This is a genomic window from Streptomyces sp. NPDC088252, from assembly GCF_044740965.1.
In the GTDB taxonomy this organism is placed as follows: Bacteria; Actinomycetota; Actinomycetes; order Streptomycetales; family Streptomycetaceae; genus Streptomyces.
In genome coordinates, this window is the sequence record NZ_JBIURS010000002.1 from 240,492 (window position 1) to 266,734 (window position 26,243).

Genomic DNA, 26,243 nt, shown 5'->3' on the forward strand with positions numbered 1-26,243 from the left:
GTGCCCCCGCGCCCCCGGTTCGCGCGCCCGGGGCACGTCCGCGCCGCCGACACCGCCGGCGCGGTCAGCCGGCCGGACGCCGCGGCTCCGGCCCTTTGGCGACCGAGGCCTGTTCCGTCGGCCCCGTCGGCCCTGCCGGTCCCGTCGGCCCTGCCGGTCCCGTCGGCCCGGTCGAGGACCGCCCGGCCGAAGTCTCTGCCGCCGAAGGCTCCGCCGTCGGGGGCTCCCCCACTAATGGCTGTCCTGCCGGCTGCGGGTCATGGTCCGGCTGTCCGGGATTTCCGGCCGCGAGCCGGTCCGCCCAGCTCAACGCGTGTGCGTTGAAGTCGTCGATCACCGCGCGCACCGCGTCGTGGTCGCCGAGCGTGAGTGCCGCGACGAGTTCCGGATGGCCGTGCCAGAGCCAGTCCCGGGCTCCCGCGTCATGGCGCAGATACGGCACCGCGAACACCCATGCCTGGACGCGCAGCCGGTGCAGGAAGTCGTTGATGTACGAGTTGCTCATGAGCGCGCCCAGCTCTCGCCAGAAGCGCAGGTCGTAGCCGATGAGGATGTCGAGATCGCCGCCGCGCGCCGCCCGTGCGGCCTCCTGGGCCCTGCGGCGTACGGGGACCAGACCCTCCCGGTACGTCACCACCTGCGCGGCCGACGGCGTCGGCTCCCGGAAGAGGGCGCGGATGACTCCGTCGATGACCAGCGCCCGTGCCTCGACCATCGACCGGTAGTCGTCGACGGTGAACTCACGCACCCGGAAACCGCGGTGCTGATCCGATTCGAGCAGACCCTGCGCGGAGAGATCGAAGAGCGCCTCGCGCACCGGTGTCGCGGAGACGCCGTACTGCTCGGCGATCTGCTTGACGGTGAACTCCCGTCCCGGCTGCAGACGCCCGGCAAGTACCTCGTCACGCAGCGCGTCCGTGATCTGCTGCCGCAGCGTACTGCGGGTCACAGCTCCGCTCGCGCACATGGCGCCCCTCCCCTTTTTCGCTTTCGGTCACCTTAAGGCAGGGCCGCCCTGCCCGGATCCGGGCAGGGGAAGGGGGAGGGGCGTCGCACCGCCGGGCCGCGCGGGCCCTGCCGCTACACGGTGTACTCGTCCGCGACGGACAGCGCCACGTCGAGAGCCGCGAGGCCCTCCTTGGCCTCGGCCTCGGTGACGTTGCAGGCCGGAACGGCGTGGGTGCGGTTCATGTTGATGAAGGGCCACAGGCCGTTCTTCTTCGCCGCCGCGCCGAAGGCCGCCATCGCCGCGTTGGCCTCGCCCGACGCGTTGTACGGGACCAGCGGCTCGCGGGTCTCCTTGTTGCGGACCAGGTCCAGCGCCCAGAACGCGCCGAGGCCGCGGACCTCGCCGACCGACGGGTGGCGGTCGGCGAGGTCGCGCAGACCGGGCCCGAGCACCGTCTCGCCGATGCGGGCGGCGTTCTCGATGACCTTCTCGTCCTCCATCACCTGGATGGTGGCGACGGCGGCCGCGCAGGCCAGCGGGTGACCGGAGTAGGTCAGTCCGCCCGGGTAGGCGCGGGTCTCGAAGGTGGCGGCGATCTCGGCGGAGATGGCGACACCGCCGAGCGGCACGTAACCGGAGTTGACACCCTTGGCGAAGGTCATCAGGTCCGGCACCACGTCGAAGTGGTCGGCGGCGAACCACCTGCCGGTGCGCCCGAAGCCGGCCATCACCTCGTCCAGGATGAAGACGATGCCGTACCGGTCGCAGATCTCGCGGACGCCCGCGAGGTAGCCGGGCGGCGGCGTCATGATGCCCGCCGTGCCGGGGATCGTCTCCAGGATGATCGCGGCGATGGTGGCGGCGCCCTCGAACGCGAGGGTGTCCTCCAGGTGCTGGAGCGCGCGGGCGCACTCCTCGGCCTCCGTCGCGGAGTGGAACGGCGAGCGGTAGAGGAACGGGGCCCAGAAGCGGACGACACCCGCCGAGCCGTTGTCGGACGGCCAGCGGCGCGGGTCACCGGTGAGGTTGATCGCGGTGGAGGTGGCGCCGTGGTACGAGCGGTAGGCGGAGAGCACCTTCGTACGGCCCGTGTGCAGCCGGGCCATCCGGACGGCGTTCTCGACCGCCTCGGCGCCGCCGTTGGTGAAGAAGATCTTGTCCAGGTCGCCCGGGGTGCGCTCGGCGATGAGGCGTGCGGCCTCGGAGCGCGCCTCGATCGCGAACGCGGGGGCGAAGGTGGCGAGCTTGCCCGCCTGCTCCTGGATCGCGGCGACGACGGTGGGGTGCTGGTAGCCGATGTTGGTGTAGACGAGGCCGCTGGTGAAGTCCAGGTAGCGGTTGCCGTCGTAGTCCCAGAAGTACGCCCCCTCGGCGCCGGCGACGGCGAGCGGGTCGATCAGGCCCTGGGCGGACCAGGAGTGGAACACGTGCGCGCGATCGGCGGCCTTCACGGCCGCGCCGGCAGCGGGGTCGACATGCGGGGCATGAGGGGCATGAGGGGTCATGCGGCGAGCGTAGGCCGCGTCGGGAGCGGCCCGACATGGCCACCTTGTATGGCGTGAGGCCCTCAGGTGGGCAGGGTGTCGGGTCGGCGCGACATCACATTATTGACGGCAGGTTGTCGTCATGACAGCACGCTGACATCCCTGGGCGCGGGAGTGCCGGTCGCCGCGATCTGCGGTGCGACGGCGGGGCTGGCCCGCGAGGGTCTGCTCGACGACCGCACGCACACGAGCGCGGTCTCGTTCTACCTCGCGGCCACGGGACACGGGGGCGGTGAGCGGTACGTCGACGCGGACGCGGTGACGGACGGCGACCTCATCACGGCCGGCCCGACCGAACCGGTCGCGTTCGCCCGTGAGGTCTTCGCCCGGCTCGGGGTGTACGAAGGCGCGAAGCTGGACGCCTGGTACCGGCTCTTCCACGACTCGGACGCGCGTGCCTACGAGGTGTTGCAGGGATGAGCCATGAGCAGCGCGAGAGCGGGACGCGCTCAGCCGCACCGCCCTCGGGGTCTTCCGGCTGAACGGTCGATTCCTCGCGGTCTCGGAGACGTTGGCCCGGCCGGCGGGGCTGACCGCGGCATGGTGGCAGGTCCTCGGAGCGGTGCTGGCGGAGCCGTTGTCCGTGTCCGGGATCGCCCGCGCCATGGGGATCACGCGGCAGAGCGTGCAGCGGATCGCGGATCTGCTGGTCGGGAGAGGGCTCGCCGAGTACGTACCGAATCCGGCCCACCGGCGCGCGAAGCTCCTGAGCCCCACGGAGGAGGGCCGGGCAGCGGTGTCCCGGATCGATCCCGGCCACGCGGAGTTCGCCGCGCGGCTGGCAGCGGAACTCGGGGAGGCCGAGTCGGCGGAGACGGCCCGGGTTCTGGAGCGGTTGTCGGCGGCCGTGGAGGCGGTGACCGGGAACGAAGGCGGGGACGAGCGGCCCGGGTGAGCAGCGGGCCCGCGCGGTGGGGCGCGGCGCGCGGTGAGAACCGGGACCGCCGGGCGGCCGCCCCTCTCCTCGGTCGCCGAACGGACCGAAAGGGGGCGCGAGCGGGCGCTTCCGGCCCGTCCTGCGGGCCGCGGACGGAGCCGGAGAGGAGCCGCCGGGCACCCCCGGACGTCCCTGACAATCCGGTCCCGCCGGGGCGCGACGCACGCCGCTATTCTCGACGCGTTCCGGCGTATCGCCGCACGGGGGAGGACGCACGCCATGGAGAAGCTCGGTTCCACCGATCCGCAACGCATAGGCTCCTACCGTCTGCTGGGCCGACTCGGCGTGGGCGGCATGGGTCAGGTCTATCTGGCCCGGTCCGACCGCGGCCGGACCGTCGCGATCAAGCTGGTACGCGGCGATCTCGCCGAGCAGCAGGAGTTCCGCGACCGCTTCCGCCAGGAGGTGCGGGCCGCCCGCCAGGTCGGTTCCGCCTGGACCGCCCCCGTGCTGGACGCCGACACCGAGGCGGCCGTGCCCTGGGTGGCGACCGGATACGTCGCCGGACCCTCCCTCCAGGCCACCGTCACCGGCCGCGCGGGCGCCCTCGTGGGGAAGGCCTCCGGGGAGTACGGTCCCCTGCCCGAGCGCTCGGTCCACATCCTGGGAGCCGGTCTCGCCCACGCCCTCCGGGCGATCCACGCCGCCGGGCTCATCCATCGCGATCTCAAGCCCTCCAACATCCTGCTGACCATCGACGGACCGCGCGTCATCGACTTCGGTATAGCCCGCGCATTCGACACCGTCACCGAGGGCGGACTCACCCGCACCGGGGCCCTGTTGGGTTCACCCGGCTTCATGGCCCCCGAGCAGGTACGGGGCGAGCGCGTGACCCCGGCGTGCGATGTGTTCTGTCTGGGCTCGGTCCTGGCGTACGCGTCGACCGGCCGCCAGCCGTTCGGTGCGTCCGACAGCAACGTGCACGCGCAGATGTTCCGGATCGCGCAGGAGGACCCGGACCTGGCCGGCGTCCCGGTGGACCTCGTCGAACTGGTCCGGGACTGCCTGCACAAGGACCCGGCCGCCCGTCCGACGACGGACGCCATCCTGGAACGCCTGGCCGACGGCGATACGGCGGAGCCCTGGCTCCCGGGCGCGCTCATAGCCCAACTGGGGCGCCACGCCGTGGAACTGCTGGACTCCGAGGACCCGGAGGAGACGGCCGCACCGGCCCCCGTCCCGGACAAGGCGTCCGCGGCGCCCGCACCGTCCACAGACCGCCCCGCCCCCGGGCCGCCGCCCGGCGCCGACCGCACACCCCCCACGACGGTCGGCACGCCCTCACACACCCCACCCCTCGGCCCGCCGCCCTCTCCTTCGTACGGCTGTCCACAGCAACCGCCCGCCCAGCAGAGCCATGCCGGTCACGGATACCCGCAGCAACATCCCCAGCCCCCCGGGCCGCCGCACCAGCCGGGCTTCGGCACCACGCCCCCGTACGGCCCCCTCTACCCCGGCGCGGCCCCGCAGCCCGGCCCCGAACCCGCCCGGCGCGAACAGGCGGCGACGATCGCCCTCATCGTGATCGCAGTGGTCGTCGCCATCGGCGCGGGCGGGTCCGTGTACGCGGTCATGAGCGAAAAGGGCCCGACGCCCAAGCCGTCCCCCACCGCGTCCTCGTCCCCTTCCTCCTCGGACTCCCCGGACGCGGACCACTCCCCCTCCGACGAGAAGAGGAACAGCGACGGCCCCATCCCGGCCGGCTACCTCGGCACCTGGTCGGGCTCCATCGACAACCCCTCGGGCCACTCCACCCGGCAACTCGTCGTCCAGCAGGGCAAGGTGGGCCAGGCGGTCCTCACCCTCACCGCGGACGGCCCGCTCGACAACGGCGGCTCCTACCACTGCGTCTTCAAGGCGGACCTGACCGCGGAACCGTCCCCGAGCGGCCCCGTCGAAGTCGGCCCCTCCACGGTCACCATCGGCGAACCCATGTCGTCCTGCACCGCAGGAAAGGCCACCACGCTGACCCTGCTCCCGAACGGCACCCTGAGCCGGGAGATACCGGAGACCGGCGAAAGGCTCACGTACACCAAAGCCGACTGATCAGCCCAGCAGTGCCCACGCCGCGTTCGGCAACAACAGGGCGTGGACGAACCTGCCGGGCGCCGTCGGCGGAAAGTGCCACACCAACGGCCACGTACGGCCGGCCAGAGCGGGAATCGGCACACAACCGATGCCGCCCGCCGCCGCGTTCAGCGTGATCACCCCTTCGGGCCAGGACTTGCCCACCGTGCTCCCCGCCGGAACCAGGAAGGCGGAGGCTACCCCCCGCTTCCCGACGCACGAGTGGAGGAACTCGTCGAAGCACGGCTGGCTCGCAAGGCGCTCTTCGACCGGGATCCCAAGGCGCTCATCGAGTTGGTCCTGGAAGAGTCCGTGCCCACCCGGGTATTCGGCGACAGAGACATCATGCGGGAGCAGATGCGGTACCTCGTCGAGTGCGCCCGGAGTCCTCGTACAGCGCAGCCAACGGCGGTGACTGCATCGAGGTAGCCACCTGCCCCCACGCCGTCCACGTCCGGGACTCCAAGGCGCCCGAAGGCCCCACCTTCGCGGTCGCCCCCGACACCTGGTCGACGTCCCTCACCTGGGCGGACTGACGTATCGCGGGGCCGGGAGCACACCGGCCCCACATATGTGTACGAGATGTGGACGCCATGCCATACCCTGCGGTGGCGGGCCGCACCCCGCTCTCATCTCCGGGTGCCACGCGGCCCTTTCACCGTGGGGGTAGACATCCTTTTGCGTACGCGCAGAATCTCGGCCGCGACCTCGCTCGCGGTCCTCTTCAGCTCAGTGGTCCTGGTCGGCGGTGCGGCGAATCCGGCCGCTGCCGACTCCAGCAAGATCCTTCCCGCCGCATCGGTCGGTGACATCGTCGCGGACGGTGTGCACCAGCGGGTCTTCATCAGTGATCCGACCGGCGGCAAGGTCCTCGTCACCGACTACAGCGGCGCGGTCGTCTCGACGATCTCGTCTCTGCCGGGCGTGACCGGTCTCGAACTCTCCGCCGATTCCGGCACGCTCTACGCAGCTGTGCCGGGCCTCGACGCCATCGTGACGATCGACACCGCGGCTCTCAAGGAGTCCGCGCGGTACTCGACCGGCAACGGCACCGACCCGAAGTTCCCGGCGCTGGCGGGCGGGAAGCTCTGGTTCGGGTACGGCGGGGGCGGCTCGGGCCACATCGGTTCGCTCGACCTGTCCGGCGCCGAGCCGGTCGTCACCCTGGACCACGAGACGAACGGCACTTGGTACGCGGCCCCGACCCTGGCATCGACGCCCGGTGCGCCGGACACACTGGCCGCCGGTATCGAGACCCAGAGCCCGACGTATCTGGCCGTGTACGACGTGTCCTCGGGTACGGCCACACGCACCGCGTTCCGGTCCACGGACGGGGGCAATCTGCGCGACCTCGCGCTGACTCCGGACGGCAAGCAGGTCGTGGTGGCCAGCGCCGCTCCGTACCTTCACCAGGCGTACAGCGCAACGGACCTCACGCCTGGGATCGCGTATCCGTCCACCTCGTACCCCAACGCGGTCGACATCGCTCCGAACGGCATGGTCGCCGCCGGATCGTTCGCCTGGTACGACCCGGACGTCTACGTCTACAAGCCGGGTGTCACCAGCAAGCCGATCCGGACGTACGAGTTCCCCAACACCGGGAACAGCAGCGGTTCGGACACCCTGGAGGACGCGGGCCTGGCCTGGGCGCCGGACACCAGCCGCCTGTTCGCCATCACCGCGAACAGCAACGGCGTCCGCTCGCTGCGGGTGCTCACCGACGCCGTCAAGTCCGCGACCACCGTCACGGTCAGCGCCCCGGCGAAGTCGGCGCTCGGCAAGAAGCTCACCGTCACCGGCCGGGTGAAGTCCGACGGTGCGTTCCCGGCCGGCGCCGAGGCCACGGTGACGCGCACCGACATCGAGTCGCCCAAGGGCAAGGCACTCCCTTCGGTGGCACTGAAGCCGGACGGCGGCTTCTCCTTCGCCGACACCCCGACCGCGGGCGGCCAGGTCACGTACAAGGTCTCGTACGCGGGCGACGCCACCCACTCCGCGGCGTCCGGCTCAGGCAAGGTCGCCGTCCCCCGGACGGTGCCCTCGCTCACCCTGAACCGCAACAAGGCGCTGTACTCCTACGGCGCGAAGGTGTCGTTCACCGCGCACCTCGGCAAGACGTACAAGAACCGCGCCGTCGAGCTGTGGGTGGACCCGTTCGGTGCGGACAAGCCGAAGAAGCTGGTGAAGACCGGCAAGGTCAACTCCAAGGGCGATCTGTCCACCACGGTCGCCATGACCCGGGACACCACCGTCACCGCCGTCTTCAGGGGCGACGGCCGGTACGCGTCCAAGACCGTCACGTCGACCGCGTACGCCAAGGTGAAGGTCTCGACTTCCGTCTCCAAGCAGTACAAGACGGCCAAGATCGGCTCCACGTCCTACGCGTACTTCCACAAGAAGACCAACCCGGTCTTCACCACGACGATGACCTACTACAAGAACCGCTCGCACAAGCTGTCCCTGCAGCTCTACTACCAGGGCAGGTGGTACGACGCGGGCTCGCAGTACTTCAAGCTCGGCACCGACGGCAAGTCCGTCGTGACGCTCACCGGCACCCATGACACGGGGTACCGGATGCGGGTCCGCGCCTCGTACGTGAACGGCACCTCGGGCGACACCGTGAACTCCACCACCCACGGCGCCTGGAAGTACTTCATCTTCACGAAGTAGCCGGACGGGCGGGCCCACGAGCGGGCGGTAAGGGTGCGGGGCCGGGCAGGTCGTCCGGCCCCGCACCCATGTCCGCGCTCCCCCGCGTTCCTCCGCCCTCCCCTGCGCTCCCGCCACGGCACCCCGTCGGTCAGGGGCGGCGGTTGTGGGTGCCGGGGGGTGGCCGAAGACGTGGCGGAAGACGTCGATGAGGCGCTGGTGGAGGACCGGCCGCAGCGGTGGGCGACCGTGGTCGCCGGCATGTCCTCGGCCGGCATGCGCAGCGCGTGGTAGAGGCGCAGCTGGGTGCGCCACTGGGGAAAGGTCATGCCCAGCTCGCGGCGGAAGAGGCGGCTGAGGGTGCGCTCGCCGGCCCTTGCCCCGGTTGCCAGTGCCGCCAGGGTGCGGGGGTCCGCGGGGTCGTGGTGCAGGAGTTCGCAGACGGCCGCGAGGCGGGGGTCGCTGCGGGGCGTCGACGTCCGCGCCGCCACGGCGGCGGACACCGAGGCGAGCGGGGCCCCGGCCGGGACGACTGGGCGTCCTTCCTGAAGCTGACGGGGGCCATCGTGTGCCGATCGATCGTCTTCGTCGGCCTGAGCGCCTTCATCTCGCTGTACGTGCGGCTGCGCACCGGCGGAGGAGAAGTCGCCGGTACGGCCGCGCTGTTCGTCCTCTACCTCGGGGGTGCCGTGGGCACCGTGACGGGGGGGGGAAGCTCGCCGCCCGCCACGGCCGCATCCCCGTCGTCCAGTGGTCCTACGCGCTGAGCGTCCTCGCCGTGGCCGGTGTGGTCTTCGTCCCCGGCCCGCTGTTCTACGGGTTCGTCGCCCTCACCTCGGCCGGTCTGTACGTGCCCTTCTCCCTGCATGTCACGCTCGGCCAGGACTACCTGCCCCGGCGTGTGGGCACCGCGAGCGGCATCACCCTGGGCCTGGCCGTCAGCATCGGCGGCATCGCGGGGCCGCTCATCGGCGCCGTCGCCGACGCCACGTCCTTGCAGACCGCACTCGCGCCGCTGATCGCGCTGCCCACCTTCGGCTGGATTCTCCGGCGCACCCTGGGGGAGCCCGGGGCACCCGGGCCCCGTCCCGTGCCCGGCCGTCCTACACCAGCGGCCGGGCCGACATCAGCAGATGCTGGTGCGCCGGCTGCGACGCCTGCGCCACGGCGTCCTCCTTGGACGCCCACCCGGTGACCATCGCACGCTGGCCGGGGCCCAGCAGCTCGAACCGGATCACGGGCGCGTGGAACGAGGCCAGTGCGTCCATCAGATACGAGGGGTTGAAGGCGACCGTCAGCTCATCGGTGCCGTCGAGAACGGCCGGAAGACGCTGGGAGGCGACATCGTCCTCGTAACCCGCCTGCAGCAGCACCGAGCCGCCGGAGAAGGTCAGTTGGAGCGGACTGCCACCCTCCGCGACCACCGCGACGCGCTTGACGGCCTCGACCAGGGGGGCCCGGTCCGTCAGCGCGGAGACGGGGTCCTTCATCGCGAACAGCTTGTCGTGGCGCGGCAGTCGGCCGTCCAGCAGACGCACCGTGGTCCGCATCCCGGCCAGTTCGAAACCGACCGAACCGGCGTCCAGCGCGAGCCGGACCATTCCGGACCCGCCGAAGGAGCGGGCGATCTCCGTCAGCCTGCGGGCGGAGACCACGACATCGACCGAGACCCCGTCCTTGCCGGGCTTCCACGGGAGCGTGCGTACCGCGAAGCGGTAGCGGTCGGTGGCGGCGAGCGTCATCGTGTCGCCGTCGAGGGCCAGCCGGATACCGGTCAGGGTCGGCAGCGTGTCGTCCCGGCCCGCCGCCACCGCCACATGGACGACGGCCGCGGCGAACTCCTCCGCGTCCACCGCGCCGAGCACCTCCGGCAGGGACGGCAGCGACGGATAGTCGTCCAACGGCAGTACCGAGAGCCCGAATCGGGCACTGTCACCGGCCAGCGAGAAACGTGAGCCCTCGACCGCGCATTCCACCGCGCCCTCGGGCAGCACCCGGCAGACATCGAGCAGCCGCCGGCCCATCACCAGCACCTTCCCGGCCCGTACGGTCTCCGCCTCCACCTCGATGCACGCGGAAGCCTCGTAGTCGAGACCCGAGATGCGCAGCCGGCCGTCGGCCGCCTCCACCAGCAGCCCGCCCAGCACGGGTACGGGAGAGCGCGTGGGCAGCACGCGGGCCGCCCAGGCCACGGCATCGGTCAGTGCGCTGCGCTCGATGCGGAACTCCATGGGGGCGGCCTCTCCCGGTCGTCTCTGATCGTGATCCTGATCGTGAGCCGACCCTAGGGGCCACCACTGACAACGGGAGCAGGAGCGACAACGGGAGGAAGGAGAAGGGGAGAAGGAAGGACCGGCCGCGGCCGACGACAGCGGCCACCCCCGTGAGCCGCTGCCGTCGTCCCCGTGTGCCCCTCCCCCGAAGGGCCCCGCGACCGTGTTCGGACTCTAGGACTTCGGGTACACGACAGAAAGATTCAGTTCGCACTGTGTGAGCCGCCGGAGGTATCAGTCCGCACGGCCAGACCCGGTACGCTGCACTCCGGTTTTTTCGGGAGCGCGGAAGCGTGGAGGCACGAAGGCGCAACGGCGCGGGGAGCGGAGGGCGCGTGTACGCGCGGGAACGGGCCGACGACGTACTGCGGATGCACCGGCTGGCCCGTTCCGGCGGATCGCGGGAGCTGCTGCGCTGGGTGTCCGGCCGGGCGGAGGGCTGGGCCGGACTGCTCGACGGGGACGGCACCGTCCTGCACGGCGTGGTCCGGGGCCCGGACAGCACGGTCACCGATGCCGCCGAGGCCGCCGCGCTGGCCACCGAGGGCGCCAGGGAACTGGCAGCGCTCGGCGCGCGCTCCTTCTCGTTCGACCGGGGTTCACGCACCGTGCTGCTGTTCCCCCTGGACGGCCCGCCCGACGCCTCTCCCCCGGTCCTGGCCGTCGTCGCCCCGCGCCCGCTGCCGGACGGCCTCGTCGGGCTTCTCTCCGATGTCGCGATGCCGCTCGCCACGTGCTGGGCCGCGGAGTCCGTGGAACGCAAGCGCCGACGCGTCGACCTGGCGGAGTCGCGCAACCGGGAGGCGGTGCTGCATCTGCTCATGACCGGCCAGTTGTCCATCGCGCATCAGGTGGCGGGCGCGCTGAGGCCCGCGTTGCCCGACCCCGTACAGGTGTGTGTCGTGGAGTGCCCGACAGGCCGCCGGGACGAGGTGGCGCGGAACTGCGCGGAGCTCTCCGGCGGCCGGTCCTGGATCGTGCGCTGTCCGGTGTACGCGCGTCATCTGATCCTTGTCGTGCCCGCCGGTCCGGACGCCGCCGCCGAACGGCAACTCGGCCGCCGGGTAGCCGACGCGGTGGACGAGTGCGTCGTGGGGGCGAGCGAGGACGTACCGCTGTCCGACACCGCGACCGGATACCGCCAGGCCTTCCATGCCCTGGCCGTGGCCCGCCGGCTGCCCGCACGGCACGCCCGCTTCGGCTCGGCGCCGGAGGCCGCCCTGGTCGTCGGCGCGGCCGGCGCACGGTGGGCGGACGCGCTGCTGAACCCGCTGCTCACACACGTACCGCGGCGCAGCCATGACCCGGGCAGCCAGGAACTCTCGGCGACGCTGGCCTCCTGGCTCGCGTTCGCCACGCACGCGACGCAGCACCTGAAGATCCATCGGAACACGCTGACGGCACGGCTCCGGCTGATCGGCGAGCTGATCGGCCTCGACCTGGGCCGGGTCGCCGACCAGGCCGCCCTCGATCTGGCCCTGCGCGTGCGCGCCACACCCTCCGTGCTGCGGGCGGTCCCCCCTGACGAGGCGGCGCCCCGGCCGCCCCACCGGCTCGACGACATCCTGCGCGAGCCGGCCGTCCAGGAGTGGGCGGCCCAGCAACTGCGCCCGCTCACCGCGTCCGGCGCCGCCCCGAGCACCGCCGATCCGCGGACGACGCTGCGCACCTGGCTGGACTGCGAGGCCCGGCTCGGGCCCACGGCCGCCGCGTTGGGCCTTTCGGTGCCGGGGGTCCGCAAGCGCCTCACGCGTCTCGAATCCACTCTTCAGCGCTCGCTGCTGCAGGCACCGAGCGCGCGGTACGACCTGTGGCTGGCCTTCCGGGCGCTGGACGTCGCGGGAGCCGACGGCGCCGTCCGGTGAACCGAAACGGGGGCGCGTCCGGCCGAAGCGGCCGGGCACGCCCCCGTCGGGTGGGGGGTACGGGGGTCAGCAGCTCAGATTGGAACCGGGGGTGGTGCCGAGGATCTGGACGAATGCCTGGTAACGGTCGATGCGGCTCTGGACCTGGGCGGGGTTGCCGCCGTTGCACTCCAGGGAACCGTTGATGGAGCGGATGGTCTCGCCGAATCCGGCGCCGTTCACCATGGCGTTGTGGGCGGTCATGGTGCCGGGTCCGTTCTGGGTGTTCCAGTACCAGAGGCCGGTCTTCCAGGCGACCGAGGCGTTCTGCTCGACCAGGTACGGGTTGCCCAGCAGGTCGATGCCGAGCGCGTCACCGGCGGCCTTGTAGTTGAAGTTCCAGCTGAGCTGGATCGGGCCGCGGCCGTAGTAGGCGGCCTGGCCGGCCGGGCAACCGTAGGGCTGGCTGCTGTCGCAGTAGTGGGGGTAGTTGGCCGTGTTCTGCTCGACCACGTACACCAGACCGCCCGTCTCGTGGCTGACGTTGGCGAGGAACGCCGCCGCCTCCTGACGCTTGACGGTGTCGCTGCCGGTGTTCGCGAAGCCCGGGTAGGCGCTCAGCGCCGCGGTCAGTCCGCCGTACGTGTAGAACGGATTCCGGTTCGGGAACATCTGGTTGAACTGCGCCTCGCTGACGACGAAGCCGGACGGGTTGCCCGGGTCCGTACCGCCACCGCCACAACTGCCTTGGTCCGCCCAGACGTCGGAGCTGCCGGGGGTCTCGTTCTGGGTCCACCACTTGGCGGTCCAGTTGTGCCCGTTGTAGGAGGCCGTTCCGCCGCCGGTGTAGACGGACGAGGAGTTCCAGGGTGCCGCGCAGTCGGCAGCCGCTGCGGTGGTGGCGGGAAGGACGACAAGCATCGCGACGACCGCGCCCAGCGCGGCGAGCAGGCCCATGATGCGTCTGATCACGTGATCACTCCTTCGGCGCGGCGCACCGGCTGGACGGTGTGCCGCCATGGGGGGGTTGACGGTCACTCAAGCGCCGCTGGTCTGAACCTGTCAAGGTCTAGACCAAGACAGGGAAAATTCCCCGAAGGAGTGCCCGGGAGCGGGGCCGCGACACCCTCGCACCGCCGGACCCGCCCCCAACAGGAGTGATTCCGGAAGGGATTAATCCGGATCATGGTCCGGAACATGGGGCGGCCCGAAGGTAAAACCTTCGGGCCCGTCCAGCATGCGGAACAACGGACCGGCCGGCCGGTCAGCCACCACCGTTGCCCGCGGGCGCGTCCAGCGCGTCGAGCCAGCCGACGAGACGGGCTCCCTCACGCGTCATGATCTCCGGATCGCGCAGCGCACTGGAGAGCAGCGACATGCCCTGATAGGCGCCGACGAGCGCCAGCGAGAGACCCTCGGGGTCGGCCGCCCCCATCTCGCGGAACTGCCGCTCCGCCCAGTCCAGCAGCTGCCGTACGACGCGGCCCGCCGCGAGATCGAGGCCACCCTCGGCGCGCTTGTCGAGTTCCATGGCGAGGGTGCCGGTGGGGCAGCCGTAACGGGCCGCGACCTCACGCCGGCCCACCCACGCGTCCACCAGACCCTTGAGACGCTCGCGCGGGTCGGCGAGCCGGTCGAGGGTGCCGGTCAGTTCCTCCAGGTGCCTGGTGTGTTCGGAGAGGGCGGCCTCGACCAGTTCCCCCTTGGTCTTGAAGTAGTAGTACACGTTGCCCGCCGGGACATCGGCGGCCCGGGCGATGTCGGCGATGGTCGTGCGCTCCACGCCCTGCTCGTGCAGAACCCGCGCGGCGGCGGCCGTCAGCCGCTGCCGCTTGCCGGCGGCCTTGGCCTGAGGGCGCCGGGAATCCATTGAGTCAGTCACCCGACTGACTATAGACAGCACCCGACCCGGCCGTGCTAGCGTCCAGCCATCGAAGTGAGTCAGTCAACTTACTCACTCGCTTCACCGACTCATTCCACCGACTCATTTCCAACGAAGGAGACCGGCATGATCGTGGTGACAGGTGCGACGGGGAACGTCGGACGGGAGCTGGTGCGGATCCTCACCGATGCCCGGGTGCCGGTGACCGCCGTGGCCCGGCACATCACCGGCGCCGACGTACCGCCGGGGGTCCGGGCGGTGGCCGCCGACCTGGCCGAACCGGCCGGTCTGCAGGGCGCGTTCGACGGGGCCGAGACGCTGTTCCTGCTGGTGGCGGGCGACGATCCGCACGGCATCCTGGACGTGGCGAGGACCGCCGGGGTGCGCAAGGTGGTGCTGTTGTCCTCGCAGGGAGCGGGGACCCGCCCCCAGGCGTACCGGCATCCACTGCTGTTCGAAGCGGCGGTGCGGGAGTCCGGGCTCGACTGGACGGTCCTGCGGTCGGGCGGGATGGCCACCAACGCCCTCGCGTGGGCCGAGTCGATCCGCGAGCGGCGGGAGGCCGCGGCGCCGTTCGCCGACATCGGTCTGCCCTTCGTCGACCCGGCGGATGTGGCGGCGGTCGCCGCCGTCGTCCTGCGCGAGGACACTCACCCGGGCGCGACATACACCCTGACCGGCCCGGCCGCGACCTCCCCGCGCGAGCGGGCGGCGGCGATCGCCGCCGCCCTGGGCGAACCGGTGCGGTTCACCGAGCAGACCCGCGAGGAGGCCCATGCGCTGATGGCACGGTTCATGCCGCTTCCCGTGGTCGAGGGAACGCTGGCCATCCTGGGCGAACCCACGGACGACGAGCAGCGGGTGAGCCCCGATGTCGAGCGTGTTCTGGGCCGGGCGCCGGGCACCTTCGCCGCCTGGGCCGCACGCGCTGCCGCGGCCTTCCGCTGAGCACTCCGGCCGACCCCCGGCGCACTCCGGCCGAGGCCACCACCGACCGTCCCGGGCCGGCCGCGGCGCCGCGCGGTCCGGCCCGTCAGCAGGACAGCCGGGAGCCCGGCGGCGTACCGAGGACGGCGGTGATCCGCTCGTACGTGGCGACTCGCGCCGCGACGGAGGCGGGGTTGCCGCCGTCGCACTCCAGGGCGCCGTTGAGCGAACGGATCGTCTCACCGAAGCCCGCACCGCCGACCATGGCGTCGTGCGAGGTCATGGTGCCGGGGCCGTTCTGGGTGTTCCAGTACCACAGGGCCGTCTGCCACGCGATGGCCGGATCCTGCTCGACCAGCCAGGGGTTGTTCAGGAGATCCAGGCCGAGCGCGTCGCCCGCGGCCTTGTAGTTGAAGTTCCAGCTGAACATGATCGGGCCGCGGCCGTAGTAGGCCGTCCGCCCCGCCGGGCAGCCGTACGGCCGGCCGTAGTCGCACTTGCGCCAGTAGTCGGCCTCGTTGATCTCCTTCACGTACCGCAGGCCGACCGATTCGAAATCGGCGTGGGTCAGGAACGCCGCGGCCTCCCGGGCCCGCGTGGCCGGCGTCCCGGTGTTCGCGAAACGCGGATAGGCGCGCAGGGCGTCGATCAGTCCCTGGTACGTGTAGAAGGGGTTCCGGTCCGGGAAGATCGCGTCGAACTGCGCCTCGCCGACGACGAAGTCCGAGACGCCGCCGGCGCAGGCCCCCCGGTCGGCCCAGACGGTCGTGGCACCCGGATTCTCGTTCCGCGTCCACCACTTGGCCGCCCAGTTACGACCGTGGTGCGAGACGGTGCCGCCCGCCGAGTACGCGGTCGAGGAATCCCATACGGGCGCGCACTGTACGGATGATGCGGCCGTCGTGGCGGCGGAAGCGGACGCGGCGGCCGTCGTGGCGGCGGAAGCGGATCCGGCGGCCGTCGTGGCGGCGGAAGCGGACGCGGCGGGGAGGAACGCGGCCGTCGCGACGACGGCGCTCAGCACGGTCAGAAGGCTCTTGATGCGGTTCAGCGCAGCTCACTCCTTCGACGGGGCGCGCCGAACACGTCGGCGGGCCGTCCGGACATCCCGCCACTCAAGCCCTGATGGTCTGAACCTGTCAAGGTCTAGACCATCAGGGTCCGGTGCTCCGGAGAGCGGGCGGGGCCCCGCGCGCCGAGCTGTCGGACGCCCCGTTGACGGGCGACGACCGACCGGACGCCAGGAGGGCCGGGACTCGCCGTCCCGGCCCTCCTGGCACGTTCACCGCTCCTGCGAAAAGCCCTACAGGAAGGAGTTGATCTCGATCGTCTCGGTGCGGCCGGGGCCGACGCCGATCGCGGAGATCGGGGCGCCGGACATCTCCTCCAGCGCCTTCACGTACGCCTGAGCGTTCTTCGGCAGATCGGCGAAGGTCTTGGCCTTCGTGATGTCCTCGGACCAGCCCGGCAGCATCTCGTAGACCGGCTTCGCGTGGTGGAAGTCGGTCTGGCTGTACGGGAGTTCCTCAACGCGCTTGCCGTCGATCTCGTACGCGACGCACACCGGGATCTGCTCCCAGCCGGTCAGCACGTCCAGCTTGGTGAGGAAGAAGTCGGTGAGACCGTTGACCCGGGTCGCGTACCGCGCGATCACCGCGTCGAACCAGCCGCAGCGACGGTCACGGCCGGTGGTGACACCGCGCTCGCCGCCGATCCGGCGCAGCGCCTCGCCGTCCTCGTCGAGCAGCTCCGTCGGGAACGGGCCCGCACCGACGCGCGTGGTGTATGCCTTGAGGATGCCGATGACCCGGCTGATCTTCGTCGGGCCCACGCCGGAACCGGTGCAGGCGCCGCCCGCGGTCGGGTTCGACGAGGTGACGAAGGGGTACGTGCCGTGGTCGACGTCGAGCAGCGTGCCCTGACCGCCCTCGAAGAGAACGACCTTGCCCTCGTCGATGGCGTTGTTCAGGACAAGCGTCGTGTCGGCGATGTAGGGCTTGATCTGCTCCGCGTACTGGAGCATCTCCTCGACGATCTTGCCGGACTCGATGGCGCGCCGGTTGAAGACCTTGGCGAGGAGCTGGTTCTTCTGCTCCAGGGCCGCCTCGACCTTCTGCTCCAGGATCGACTCGTCGTAGAGGTCCTGGACCCGGATGCCCACACGGTTGATCTTGTCGGCGTACGTCGGGCCGATGCCGCGGCCGGTCGTGCCGATCTTGCGCTTCCCGAGGAACCGTTCCGTCACCTTGTCGACGGTGACGTTGTACGGGGTGATCAAATGGGCATTACCGCTGATCAGCAGCTTGGACGTGTCCACGCCGCGCTCGTTCAGCCCACTCAGCTCGGAGAGCAGGACGGCCGGGTCGACGACGACACCGTTTCCGATGACCGGGGTGCACCCCGGCGAAAGGATTCCGGAGGGGAGAAGATGAAGTGCGTACTTCTGGTCGCCGACGACCACCGTGTGGCCGGCGTTGTTGCCACCTTGGTAGCGCACCACATAGTCCACGGATCCACCGAGGAGGTCGGTGGCCTTTCCCTTGCCCTCGTCACCCCACTGAGCACCGAGCAGCACAAGTGCGGGCACAGGCGTACACCCCTTCCGGGCGGGGCATGTCCAAGGTCAGGGGGTGTACGTAAACGTCGTACATGCCGTACGTCGTTGTACGGCAATGCCTGAACCGTCGAACCGGGTGCCCCGGAATAGACGAAGCCCCTGGCGCAATAGCGCAAGGGGCTCTTGCACCAAGATGCTACCCGAGGAAGGACCGAGGTGTCGGCTGCCCAGCCCCCCGGCGACGGTACGCACCAGCTGCTGGTGGTCATCGACCCGATGGCCCGCCGGACCGACGGCGAGTCCGTCCGTATCGCGAAGGACGTACTGAGCGCCGGTTCGCACGCCAAGATCTGCCTGCCCGACGGTCCCGAGGAGTTCGCGCGGGCCTTGTCCCGCCGGGGCGGTCGGCGCCCGGTGGTGGTCGGCGACGACCGGGCGCTGCGGCGGGCGGTGGCCCTGCTCCACCGGGAGCGCGAGCCCGCCCAGGCCGCTCTCTCGCTGATCCCGGTCGGCGCCTCGGCCGCGCTGGAACTCGCCCGGTCGCTCGGCGTGCCGCTGGGCGCGGTGGCGGCGGCGCGCACCGCGCTGGACGGGGCGGTGCGCAGGCTGGACCTGCTGGTCGACGACAGCGACGGCGTGGTCCTGGGGGCGCTGCACATCCCGGCCCTGGGCGCGCTGCCGGGCGCCGTGGCCGCCCATACGGGGGTCACGGCGGTCTGGGACACCTGCCGCTCCCTGGTCCGCACGCTGGTGCGCCCCATCCCGCAGACACCGCCCGCCCCGCAACCGACGCACCGGTTGCGGGTGGAGGCGGACGGCGTCCTGCTGAACGATCTGGACCGCCCGGTCGAGTCGGTGACGGTGACCTCGCAGGGCGGCGACGGGGGCCTCGCGGAGGTGGTGATCCGCCCTCCGGCGGCCGAACCGGTCACGGCGGAGGCGAAGGCCGTCACGGTCTCGGGCGCGGACTTCCGCTACCGGGCGGACATACAGGTCGCCGGTCCGGTCCGGACGAGGACCTGGACGGTACGGGCGGGCGCCTGGGGGCTGATGCTGCCGGCGGACGAGGGGTAGCGTCCGACGCGGGACCGAGGCGAGGGGGCCGGAGATGTCGGGCGGTTCAGGCGGTGCGGCCGGGCCGGGGGCGGACGCGGGGGCGGACGCGGGGGCGGACGCGGGGGCGGACGCGGGGGCGGGCCGAACCCCGGTCGCGCTGGATCTGCCGTGGGACGGCCGTGGTCGCTCCCGAGACCCGGACGCTGCGGTACGCCCTGCTGTGCGTGTCCAGCGCGGCCTCCGGGCCCTCGTCGGGCGCCCGCGCACTGTCCCCCGCGCTCATCAGGCGCCCGTTTTCTGTCCCCCGCGCTCGTCGGCCGCCGGGAGGTCGAGTGTTTTGCGGTGGACGCGCCAGCGCTCCATCACGCCGGCCAGCTCCTCCTGCACGAACTCGAAGAACGCCGCTGTTTCGGCGAGCCGGGCGCCGGCCGGGGTGTGCTCGCCCAGGGTGCGGGCGCCGTCCTTGAGGGTGTTCTCCCAGCGGGTGAGCACCCGGTCGCGCTGGGTGAAGGTGGTGTACCAGACCTCGTCGTGCAGGCGGTAGCGATCCCGGCGCGAGCCCGGATCGCGTTCGCGGCCGACCATGCTGACCTGCGTGAGGTAATTGACCGCGCCGGACACGGCCGCCGGGCTGATCTGCAACGCCACGGCGAGCTCTGCGGAGGTCATCGACCCGTCGTCGTCCGCGAGGAGCGCGGCGAAGACGCGGGAGGCCATCCGCTGCATCCCCGCCTCGGTCATCTCCGACGCGAACCGCTCCACGAACCGCGACACGGCCTGCTCGTCGCGCTCGTCACGCGTGTTCTGCTCGGATTCGCTGGTCATGACCCGATCGTCTCCCCTGGTTCCCCGACCCCCGCCTGTGACCCAACTTTATACGCTTCCTTAACTTCACAAATTTGTGAACGTAGCGTACCTTCAAAAACATGACGAAGGCAATCACGGTGGCCGGGCTGCACAAGTCGTTCGGTCGGACGCATGCGCTGGACGGCCTCGACCTCACGGTCGAGACCGGTGAGGTCCACGGCTTCCTCGGGCCCAACGGCTCCGGGAAGTCCACCACCATCCGGGTGCTCCTGGGGCTGCTGCGGGCCGACTCCGGCGCCACCCAGCTGCTCGGCCGCGACCCGTGGCACGACGCGGTCGAGCTCCACCGGCGGGTGGCGTACGTCCCGGGTGACGTCACGCTGTGGCGCAACCTCTCCGGCGGCGAGGTGATCGATCTGTACGGGCGGCTGCGCGGCGGCCTCGACCGGACCCGGCGCGCCGACCTCGTCGAGCGCTTCGAGCTGGACCCGACGAAGAAGGGGCGTACGTACTCCAAGGGCAACCGGCAGAAGGTCGCCCTCGTCGCCGCGTTCGCCTCGGACGTGGATCTGCTGATCCTCGACGAACCGACGAGCGGGCTCGATCCGCTGATGGAGGAGGTCTTCCAGGGCTGCGTCGCCGAGGAGCGTGCGCGCGGGCGGACGATCCTGCTGTCCAGCCACATCCTCAGCGAGGTCGAATCGCTCTGCGACCGGGTCAGCATCATCCGCCAGGGGCGGACGGTGGAGACGGGTTCGCTGGCGGACATGCGCCATCTGACCCGTACGAACATCACCGCCGAACTGGCCGCTGCTCCGGACGGGCTCGCGCAGCTGCCCGGCGTCCACGACCTCGACGTCCAGGGCCTACGGGTCACGCTCCGGGTCGACACGGACAAGCTGGACGCGGTCCTCAAGTCGCTCTCCGCCTCGGGGGTACGGACGCTGACCAGCACCCCGCCCACGCTGGAGGAGCTCTTCCTCCGTCACTACACGTCCGACGCGACGGGCACGGCGGGCACGCCGGGCAGCGGCGACGGTGTGGGGGTGGCGGCGCGATGACTGCCGTGACCACGACCGCACCGGCCGGTGCGGGGCGCCGGACCGGGGCCGGGACCGGATCCGGGGCCGGGGCCGGGCGGCTCACCGGCACCTGGACCCTGCTGAGGCTCGCGCTGCGGCGCGACCGGATCATGATGCCGATCTGGGTGCTCGTGCTCGGCGCCTCCTTCTCCTCCGTCGGCAAGTCCTTCGCCTCGCTGTACGACACCGCCGCCCAGCGCGCCGAGCTCGCCGCGTCGATGAACGGCAACAGCTCGATCCGGGCGCTGTACGGGCCGGTCTTCGACGACTCCGTCGGCGGGCTCGTCAGCTGGCGGATGGCCGGCTTCGGCGGGGCGCTGGCGGCCGTGATGAGCCTGGTCGTCGTCATCCGGCACACCAGGGAGGAAGAGGAGACCGGCCGTCAGGAGATGCTCTCCTCCGCCATGGTGGGGCGCCGCGCCCCGCTGACCTCCGCACTCCTCGCCGCGCTGATCGCCGACACCGCGCTGGCACTGGTGATCGCCGCCGGTACGGCCGGCTCCGGCGCGGGCGGCGCCGGAGCGGTGGCGCTCGCCCTAGCCGTCGCCGGTACAGGCCTGCTGTTCGCCTGTACCGCCGCGATCGCCGCTCAGTTCACCGAGAGCGCACGGCTCGCGAAGGGGATCACGGCGGCGGTGATCGGTGCCGCGTTCGTGCTGAAGGCGGCGGGCGACTCGGCGACGGACGACGGCTCGTCCGTACTGACCTGGCTCTCCCCCGTCGGCTGGGCGCAGAACGTACGCGCGTACGGGGACGAGCGCTGGTGGGTGCTGCTGCTCATCGCGGGCGCCGTCGCGGTCCAGGCAGCCTTCGCGTACGTCCTGGCGGGGCGGCGTGATGTCGGCATGAGCTTCCTGGCGGCCCGGCCCGGACCCGCGCAGGGGCGGATCTCCACGGCGTTCGGACTCGCGTTGCGGCTCCAGCGCGGTGCACTGACCGGGTGGACGTCGTCCTTCGCCGCGGTCGGTGCCGTCTTCGGCGGACTGACCGGCGGGGCGGCGGACCTCGTCGGCGACAACGCGAAGACGCGGGAGATCTTCGAGCGGATGGGCGGACAGGCCGGACTGACCGACGCGTTCCTCGCGGCGATGGTCTCCATGCTCGGGATGGTCGCGGCGCTGTACATCGTCGCGTCGGTGCTGCGGCTGTACGGCGAGGAGACCGCCGGGCGTGCCGAACCGGTGCTGGCGGGCGGGGTGGGCCGGATCGGGTGGGCGGCCGGTCATCTGGTCATCGCGTTCGGTGGCGCGGCCCTGATCATGGCGGTCGGCGGCCTCGGCCTGGCCGCTGGATACGGACACGACCTCCCGGCCGTGCTGGGTGCGTCGCTGGTGCAGCTACCGGCGGTCTGGTTGCTCGGCGGGGTGGCGGTCCTGCTGTACGGGGCGCTCCCGAAGGCGGCGGTGGCGTCGTGGGGCGTGGCCGGGATCTGCCTGGCGCTGGGGTGGATCGGGCCCGCCATCGATCTGCCGCAGCCGGTGATGGACGTGTCACCGTTCACGCACCTGCCGAAGCTGCCGGGGGGCACGGGGATGGAGTGGGGCCCGGTGCTGGCGCTGACCTCGGCTGCGGTGGTGCTGGTGGGGGCCGGGGTGGGGGCCTTGCGGCGACGCGATGTCCTGACCTGACGGCGCCCGTGGGCGGTCACCCGGGCTTCGGGACTTCGGCGCCCCGGGACTTCGGGCCCCGAGGACCCGGGGCCCGAGGCCCCGAGGGTGCAACCTTCCGGCGAAGCGCAGGCGTCCTCCAGATCATGGACAACCGACGCGAAGCCCTCCGCGGGGTCGCCGGATGCGCGATCGCCGCCGCCGGCGGCGCCGCCGGGATGCTCGCCTGGGCCCCGTACGGCCGACGCGGCATCTTCGGCGGCTTCGAGGGCGAGTCGGAGTGGAACGTGCTCTGGCTCGGGTTGCCGGTCATGATCCTCGGCGGCATCGCGGCCGGGCTCACCCTCTTCGTCCTCGTTCAGCGCGCGTGGCGGCCTGCCCTCGGGGCGGCGGTGCTCCTCACGGCCCTGGCCGGCTTCGGAGTGGCGTTCGACGTGCTGGACGGGCCGCCGATGAACTGTGGGCCGAAGTGCTGAGCCCCGGCCGGCCCCGTCACAGCTCGACGCGGAGTCCCTTCAGGCCCCTGATCACATAGCCCGGGTTCCACTCGGGCTCGGCCGCCAGTCGCAGGTTCGGGGCGCGGCGCAGCAGCTCGCCGAAGGAAGCGGCCAGTTCGACCCGGGCCAGCGGGGCGCCCAGGCAGAAGTGGATGCCCGCGCCGAAGGTGATGTGCGGGTTCTCCCGGCGGGAGAGGTCCAGGGTGTCCGGGGCCGGGAAGCGGGCCGGATCGCGGTTGGCGGAACCGAAGAGCAGGGCCACCTCGGAACCACGCGGAATGACCGTGCCGTCGATCTCGATGTCGTCGAGCACCCAGCGCTCGAACATCTGCAGCGGAGTGTCGTACCGCATCAGCTCCTCGACCGCGGTCGGCAGCAGCCCGTGGTCGGCGCGCAGGGCGGCCAGCTGCTCGGGGTGACGCAGCAGGGTCCACCAGCCGTTCACCGTGGTGTTGACGGTCGCCTCATGGCCCGCGTTGAGCAGCAGTACGCAGGTGGAGACCATCTCCTGCTCGCTCAGCCGCTCCCCCTCGTCATGGGCGGCGATGAGCGCGGAGATCAGATCCGTACCGGGGTTCTTCCGCCGCTCCTCGATCAGCTCGCGCAGATACGCGGAGAATTCGAGCGAGGCGCGCACGGCGGCACGGGCGGTGTCGTCGGACGGGTTCAGTTCAAACATTCCGCAGATCGCCGCCGACCAGGGCCGCAGCGGGGCGCGCTCGGACTCCGGGATGCCGAGCATCTCGGCGATGACAGCCACGGGCAACGGTTCGGCGACCGCCTTGAGCAGATCGCCGCCGCCCGCCTCCACGAAGGAGTCCACCAGCCCGGCGGCCAGCCGTTGCACGGTCGGAACGAGTTGCTCGACCGTACGCGGGGTGAACGCCTTCGAGACCAGGCGCCGGATCCGGGTGTGGTCGGGCGCCTCCAGGTCGAGGAGCCCCTGTCCGTTCAGGGTGTGGAAGGGCTCGTGCTCGGCGGGCGGCGGTGTGCGGCCGAACTCCTCGTGGGTGAAACGGTGCAGGTACGTACGGCCCAGGCGGCGGTCGCGCAGCAGCGCGGACACATCGGCGTGGTGCGGGACGAGCCACTGGTCGGTCGGCTCGAAGTAGTGCACCCGGCCGGCGGCGCGCAGGGTGGCGTAGGCGGGGTACGGGTCGGCGACGAACGCCGGGGACCAGGGGTCGAACGAGCCGAAGGGGGCATCGGCCACGGAACGGGGGGACGGGTGCATATGCGGACGCTAACCGGACCCACCGCCCGCCGACCACCCCCGCCCGGTCCCCCCGGGTCCCCGGTCCCCCTCAGGAAGGCGTGACCAGCCGGGCCTCGTACGCGAAGACGGCCGCCTGGGTGCGGTCCCGCAGCCCCAGCTTCACCAGGATGCGGCTCACATGCGTCTTGATGGTGGACTCGGCGACCACCAGACGCGAGGCGATCTCCGAGTTGGACCGCCCCTGCGCGATGAGGACGAGCACCTCCGTCTCGCGCTCCGTGAGGTCGCCGATCCGGGCGAGGGCGGGCGGGCGCGGGGCCTCGGCGAGCTTCGAGAACTCGTTGATCAGCCGCTTCGTGACGGTCGGGGCGAGCAGCGCCTCGCCGGAGGCGACCACCCGTACCCCGTCGGCGAGCTGGCGGGCGGAGGCGTCCTTGAGGAGGAAGCCCGACGCCCCGGCACGCAACGCCTGGTACACGTACTCGTCGAGGTCGAAGGTGGTCAGCACCAGCACCTTGGCCTCCGCGTCGGCGGCGACGATCTCGCGGGTGGCCTCGATGCCGTTGAGCTCCGGCATCCGGATGTCCATCAGCACCACATCGGGGCGCAGCGCCGCGACCTGCGCGATGGCCTGTCGGCCGTCGACGGCCTCGCCGACGACCTCGATCCCCGGCATGGCGTTGAGCAGCACCGAGAAGCCCTCGCGGACCATCATCTGGTCGTCGACGATCAGCACCCGGATGGGCGGAGTGGTGGAGGTGGAGGTGGTCATGCCGGTCATGCTCTTTCCGCCTTTTCCGCCTTTTCCGCCTCTTCCGCCTTCGCCGGCCGGATCTCCCGCTTCTCCAGCCGAGCCCCGAGCCTCTCGCCCGTCCCGTACGGCTCATCCGTCCCGTACGGCTCATCAGTCTTGCCGTGCGGCCCGTGCGGCCCCTGTGTCTCGTGCGGCCCCTGTGTCTCGTGCGGCTCTTCGGCGAGCCGGACCGGGATGAAGGCCGTGATCTCGTAGCCGCCCTCCGCCGTCGCCACGGCCGTCATGTCGCCGTCCAGCATCGCGACCCGCTCCCGCATCCCGGTGATCCCGTGACCGGCACCCGGCGAGGGCTTCACCGGACCGGTCGGCGGCCCGTTGACGACGCGCAGGCCGAGCCCGCCCAGCACGTAGCCGATCTCCACCTTGGCCGTCGCACCCGGTGCGTGCCGCAGCGTGTTGCTGAGGGCTTCCTGAATGATCCGGTACGCCGACAGCTCGACGCCCTGCGGCAGTTCACGCACCGCGCCGGTGACCGTCTTCTCCGTCTCCAGACCCGCCTCGCGCACATTGGCGAGGAGCCCGTCGAGCTGGGCGAGGGTGGGCTGCGGGGCATCCGGCGCCTGCTGGTCCTCGGCCCGTACGACACCGAGCACCCGGCGCAGTTCGGTGAGGGCGGCGACCGCGTTCTCCCGGATCGTGGCGAAGGCCTGCTCCAGCTCGGGCGGCGGGTTCTCCACCCGGTACGGGGCGGCCTCGGCCTGGATCGCGACGACCGACATGTGGTGGGCGACGACGTCGTGCAGCTCCCGGGCGATCGTGGTGCGCTCCTCGAGCAGTGTGCGCCGGTCGCGTTCGACGGCGGTCACGGTGCGCTGCACGGTCACCTCGCGCTCCGCATCGCGCCGGATCTGGGCCACGGCCACCACCAGCAGTGCGAACGCGGAGACCACGGCGAAGACGGAGGTGGTGGTGGAGGAGTCCCAGCCGCCCACGTTCTCCAGCATGCCGCCGAACGCCAAGGTCAGCCCCCACATCCAGGCGGCGGTACGGGGCCGGGTCCGGGCCGCGACCACGACCAGCACCGTCAGATGCGAGAGAAAGGTACTGGGCCCCCATGGCCAGTAGTGACCGCCGACGACCGCCGCGAACGGGGTGAGCGCCATCGATATCCAGAACGCGCCGACCGGCCTGACCAGCGTCATCAGTACGGTGATCGCCGGGAGCAGCATGAGCATGACGGTGCTGACCGCCATACGCAGAGCGCCGGAGTCCGCCGAGAGCAGGCCGATGAGGACCACGAACAGGGCGGCCGTGACGACCAGCGCGTGGGGCGTCCACGCGATACGCTCGCGCATCCGCTCCGGCAGCTGCCGGAGCAGTGGCCCGTCGGTCCGCATCCGCTCCAGCGGACGGTATTCGAAGGCGTCACGGAAAAGGTCCTGCCGCAGGCCGCCCAGCGTTCCCGCGGCCATTCGGTACTCAGGGCTTCTGCTCTTGGTCTCGGTCACGTTCCCAAGGTAGGGGCCGACCGCCGCCCGGGTCGTCAGCAGTGATACGGATCCTGCGCCGTCCGTCGCAAGTACTACGGGCCCGAC

General features: G+C 71.6%; 23 protein-coding genes and 4 pseudogenes. 13 read left to right on the forward strand and 14 right to left on the reverse strand.

What is annotated here, in order from left to right:
• Window positions 1–64: 64 nt before the first annotated feature.
• Window positions 65–967, reverse strand: a complete 903-nt coding sequence (locus ACIOHC_RS04825; RefSeq protein WP_401841440.1) for a GntR family transcriptional regulator — start codon at window positions 965–967, stop codon at window positions 65–67.
• A 113-nt stretch (window positions 968–1,080) separates the two neighbouring features.
• A complete protein-coding gene (locus ACIOHC_RS04830) occupies window positions 1,081–2,454 on the reverse strand; it encodes an aspartate aminotransferase family protein (RefSeq protein ID WP_351086036.1) in 1,374 nt (457 codons plus the stop codon).
• A gap of 141 nt (window positions 2,455–2,595) precedes the next feature.
• On the opposite strand from ACIOHC_RS04830, the pseudogene ACIOHC_RS04835 reads away from it, so the two are divergent.
• The 3 genes and pseudogenes from ACIOHC_RS04835 to ACIOHC_RS04845 form a co-directional block, all read left to right on the forward strand.
• A pseudogene (locus ACIOHC_RS04835) lies at window positions 2,596–2,913 on the forward strand (DJ-1/PfpI family protein); the annotation flags it as partial.
• Between the two features lie 58 nt (window positions 2,914–2,971).
• Window positions 2,972–3,388, forward strand: coding sequence for a MarR family transcriptional regulator (locus ACIOHC_RS04840; RefSeq protein ID WP_351086061.1), 417 nt, complete (start codon window positions 2,972–2,974; stop codon window positions 3,386–3,388).
• Between the two features lie 261 nt (window positions 3,389–3,649).
• Entirely contained in the window at window positions 3,650–5,476 is a 1,827-nt protein-coding gene (locus tag ACIOHC_RS04845) for a serine/threonine-protein kinase (protein WP_389636154.1), read from the forward strand.
• Here ACIOHC_RS04845 and ACIOHC_RS04850 read toward each other — a convergent pair whose 3' ends face one another.
• Window positions 5,477–5,662, reverse strand: coding sequence for a hypothetical protein (locus tag ACIOHC_RS04850; protein ID WP_401841767.1), 186 nt, complete (start codon window positions 5,660–5,662; stop codon window positions 5,477–5,479).
• A 24-nt stretch (window positions 5,663–5,686) separates the two neighbouring features.
• Between ACIOHC_RS04850 and ACIOHC_RS04855 the strand changes: the two are divergent.
• From ACIOHC_RS04855 to ACIOHC_RS04865, 3 genes and pseudogenes are all read left to right on the forward strand, one after another.
• Window positions 5,687–5,881: pseudogene (locus ACIOHC_RS04855) on the forward strand (Scr1 family TA system antitoxin-like transcriptional regulator); the annotation flags it as partial.
• Complete coding sequence (locus ACIOHC_RS04860; protein WP_389636153.1) at window positions 5,872–6,033, forward strand: DUF397 domain-containing protein; 162 nt, start codon at window positions 5,872–5,874, stop codon at window positions 6,031–6,033. The pseudogene ACIOHC_RS04855 and the gene ACIOHC_RS04860, both read left to right, overlap by 10 nt.
• Window positions 6,034–6,175: 142 nt before the next feature.
• Window positions 6,176–8,167: an Ig-like domain repeat protein gene (locus tag ACIOHC_RS04865; RefSeq protein WP_351084119.1), complete on the forward strand. Its 1,992-nt coding sequence runs from the start codon at window positions 6,176–6,178 to the stop codon at window positions 8,165–8,167.
• A 251-nt stretch (window positions 8,168–8,418) separates the two neighbouring features.
• Here ACIOHC_RS04865 and ACIOHC_RS04870 read toward each other — a convergent pair.
• Window positions 8,419–8,649, reverse strand: a pseudogene (locus ACIOHC_RS04870) (helix-turn-helix domain-containing protein); the annotation flags it as partial.
• 9 nt (window positions 8,650–8,658) lie between these two features.
• Between ACIOHC_RS04870 and ACIOHC_RS04875 the strand changes: the two are divergent.
• Window positions 8,659–9,341 (forward strand): annotated as a pseudogene (locus tag ACIOHC_RS04875) (MFS transporter); the annotation flags it as partial.
• On the opposite strand, the gene dnaN reads toward ACIOHC_RS04875, so the two are convergent.
• Entirely contained in the window at window positions 9,250–10,377 is a 1,128-nt protein-coding gene (dnaN, locus tag ACIOHC_RS04880; RefSeq protein ID WP_351084121.1) for a DNA polymerase III subunit beta, read from the reverse strand. The pseudogene ACIOHC_RS04875 and the gene dnaN overlap by 92 nt on opposite strands.
• Window positions 10,378–10,790: 413 nt before the next feature.
• Here dnaN and ACIOHC_RS04885 point away from each other — a divergent pair, with 413 nt between their 5' ends.
• Window positions 10,791–12,284, forward strand: a complete 1,494-nt coding sequence (locus tag ACIOHC_RS04885) for a helix-turn-helix domain-containing protein (RefSeq protein ID WP_389636214.1) — start codon at window positions 10,791–10,793, stop codon at window positions 12,282–12,284.
• A 66-nt stretch (window positions 12,285–12,350) separates the two neighbouring features.
• Here ACIOHC_RS04885 and ACIOHC_RS04890 read toward each other — a convergent pair whose 3' ends face one another.
• Window positions 12,351–13,235, reverse strand: coding sequence for a glycoside hydrolase family 19 protein (locus ACIOHC_RS04890; protein WP_351084123.1), 885 nt, complete (start codon window positions 13,233–13,235; stop codon window positions 12,351–12,353).
• A gap of 292 nt (window positions 13,236–13,527) precedes the next feature.
• On the reverse strand, window positions 13,528–14,133 hold the full coding sequence (locus ACIOHC_RS04895; RefSeq protein WP_401841747.1) for a TetR/AcrR family transcriptional regulator: 606 nt from the start codon (window positions 14,131–14,133) through the stop codon (window positions 13,528–13,530).
• A 138-nt stretch (window positions 14,134–14,271) separates the two neighbouring features.
• Here ACIOHC_RS04895 and ACIOHC_RS04900 point away from each other — a divergent pair, with 138 nt between their 5' ends.
• Window positions 14,272–15,093 carry an NAD(P)H-binding protein gene (locus ACIOHC_RS04900; protein ID WP_351084125.1) on the forward strand — a complete coding sequence of 274 codons (822 nt, stop codon included), beginning with the start codon at window positions 14,272–14,274 and terminating at the stop codon, window positions 15,091–15,093.
• An 85-nt stretch (window positions 15,094–15,178) separates the two neighbouring features.
• On the opposite strand, the gene ACIOHC_RS04905 is transcribed toward ACIOHC_RS04900, so the two are convergent.
• Window positions 15,179–16,093, reverse strand: coding sequence for a glycoside hydrolase family 19 protein (locus tag ACIOHC_RS04905; RefSeq protein ID WP_389636213.1), 915 nt, complete (start codon window positions 16,091–16,093; stop codon window positions 15,179–15,181).
• 282 nt (window positions 16,094–16,375) lie between these two features.
• The gene (locus tag ACIOHC_RS04910; protein WP_351084129.1) at window positions 16,376–17,659 is read right to left on the reverse strand and encodes an adenylosuccinate synthase; all 1,284 of its coding nucleotides are present in this window, start codon (window positions 17,657–17,659) and stop codon (window positions 16,376–16,378) included.
• 186 nt (window positions 17,660–17,845) lie between these two features.
• Between ACIOHC_RS04910 and ACIOHC_RS04915 the strand changes: the two genes are divergently transcribed.
• Complete coding sequence (locus ACIOHC_RS04915; RefSeq protein WP_351084131.1) at window positions 17,846–18,703, forward strand: diacylglycerol kinase; 858 nt, start codon at window positions 17,846–17,848, stop codon at window positions 18,701–18,703.
• Between the two features lie 46 nt (window positions 18,704–18,749).
• Here the strand turns inward: ACIOHC_RS04915 and ACIOHC_RS04920 are convergent, their stop codons facing one another.
• Together ACIOHC_RS04920 and ACIOHC_RS04925 are read right to left on the reverse strand one after the other, a co-directional pair.
• The gene (locus tag ACIOHC_RS04920) at window positions 18,750–18,968 is read right to left on the reverse strand and encodes a hypothetical protein (RefSeq protein ID WP_401841444.1); all 219 of its coding nucleotides are present in this window, start codon (window positions 18,966–18,968) and stop codon (window positions 18,750–18,752) included.
• Window positions 18,968–19,510, reverse strand: a complete 543-nt coding sequence (locus ACIOHC_RS04925; RefSeq protein ID WP_351084134.1) for a MarR family transcriptional regulator — start codon at window positions 19,508–19,510, stop codon at window positions 18,968–18,970. The genes ACIOHC_RS04920 and ACIOHC_RS04925 overlap by 1 nt, the downstream gene beginning before the upstream one ends.
• 101 nt (window positions 19,511–19,611) lie before the next feature.
• Here ACIOHC_RS04925 and ACIOHC_RS04930 point away from each other — a divergent pair, with 101 nt between their 5' ends.
• From ACIOHC_RS04930 to ACIOHC_RS04940, 3 genes are all read left to right on the forward strand, one after another.
• A complete protein-coding gene (locus ACIOHC_RS04930; protein ID WP_365693578.1) occupies window positions 19,612–20,553 on the forward strand; it encodes an ABC transporter ATP-binding protein in 942 nt (313 codons plus the stop codon).
• The gene (locus ACIOHC_RS04935) at window positions 20,550–22,202 is read left to right on the forward strand and encodes an ABC transporter permease (RefSeq protein WP_389636147.1); all 1,653 of its coding nucleotides are present in this window, start codon (window positions 20,550–20,552) and stop codon (window positions 22,200–22,202) included. The genes ACIOHC_RS04930 and ACIOHC_RS04935 overlap by 4 nt, the downstream gene beginning before the upstream one ends.
• 125 nt (window positions 22,203–22,327) lie before the next feature.
• Window positions 22,328–22,657, forward strand: a complete 330-nt coding sequence (locus tag ACIOHC_RS04940; protein WP_351084139.1) for a hypothetical protein — start codon at window positions 22,328–22,330, stop codon at window positions 22,655–22,657.
• Window positions 22,658–22,673: 16 nt separating this feature from the next.
• Here the strand turns inward: ACIOHC_RS04940 and ACIOHC_RS04945 are convergent, their stop codons facing one another.
• From ACIOHC_RS04945 to ACIOHC_RS04955, 3 genes are all read right to left on the reverse strand, one after another.
• Window positions 22,674–23,912 carry a cytochrome P450 gene (locus tag ACIOHC_RS04945; protein ID WP_401841448.1) on the reverse strand — a complete coding sequence of 413 codons (1,239 nt, stop codon included), beginning with the start codon at window positions 23,910–23,912 and terminating at the stop codon, window positions 22,674–22,676.
• Window positions 23,913–23,982: 70 nt separating this feature from the next.
• Window positions 23,983–24,666: a response regulator transcription factor gene (locus tag ACIOHC_RS04950; RefSeq protein ID WP_351084143.1), complete on the reverse strand. Its 684-nt coding sequence runs from the start codon at window positions 24,664–24,666 to the stop codon at window positions 23,983–23,985.
• Between the two features lie 5 nt (window positions 24,667–24,671).
• Window positions 24,672–26,156 (reverse strand): sensor histidine kinase, encoded by a 1,485-nt coding sequence (locus ACIOHC_RS04955; RefSeq protein ID WP_401841450.1) that lies wholly within the window; start codon window positions 26,154–26,156, stop codon window positions 24,672–24,674.
• Window positions 26,157–26,243: the final 87 nt, after the last annotated feature.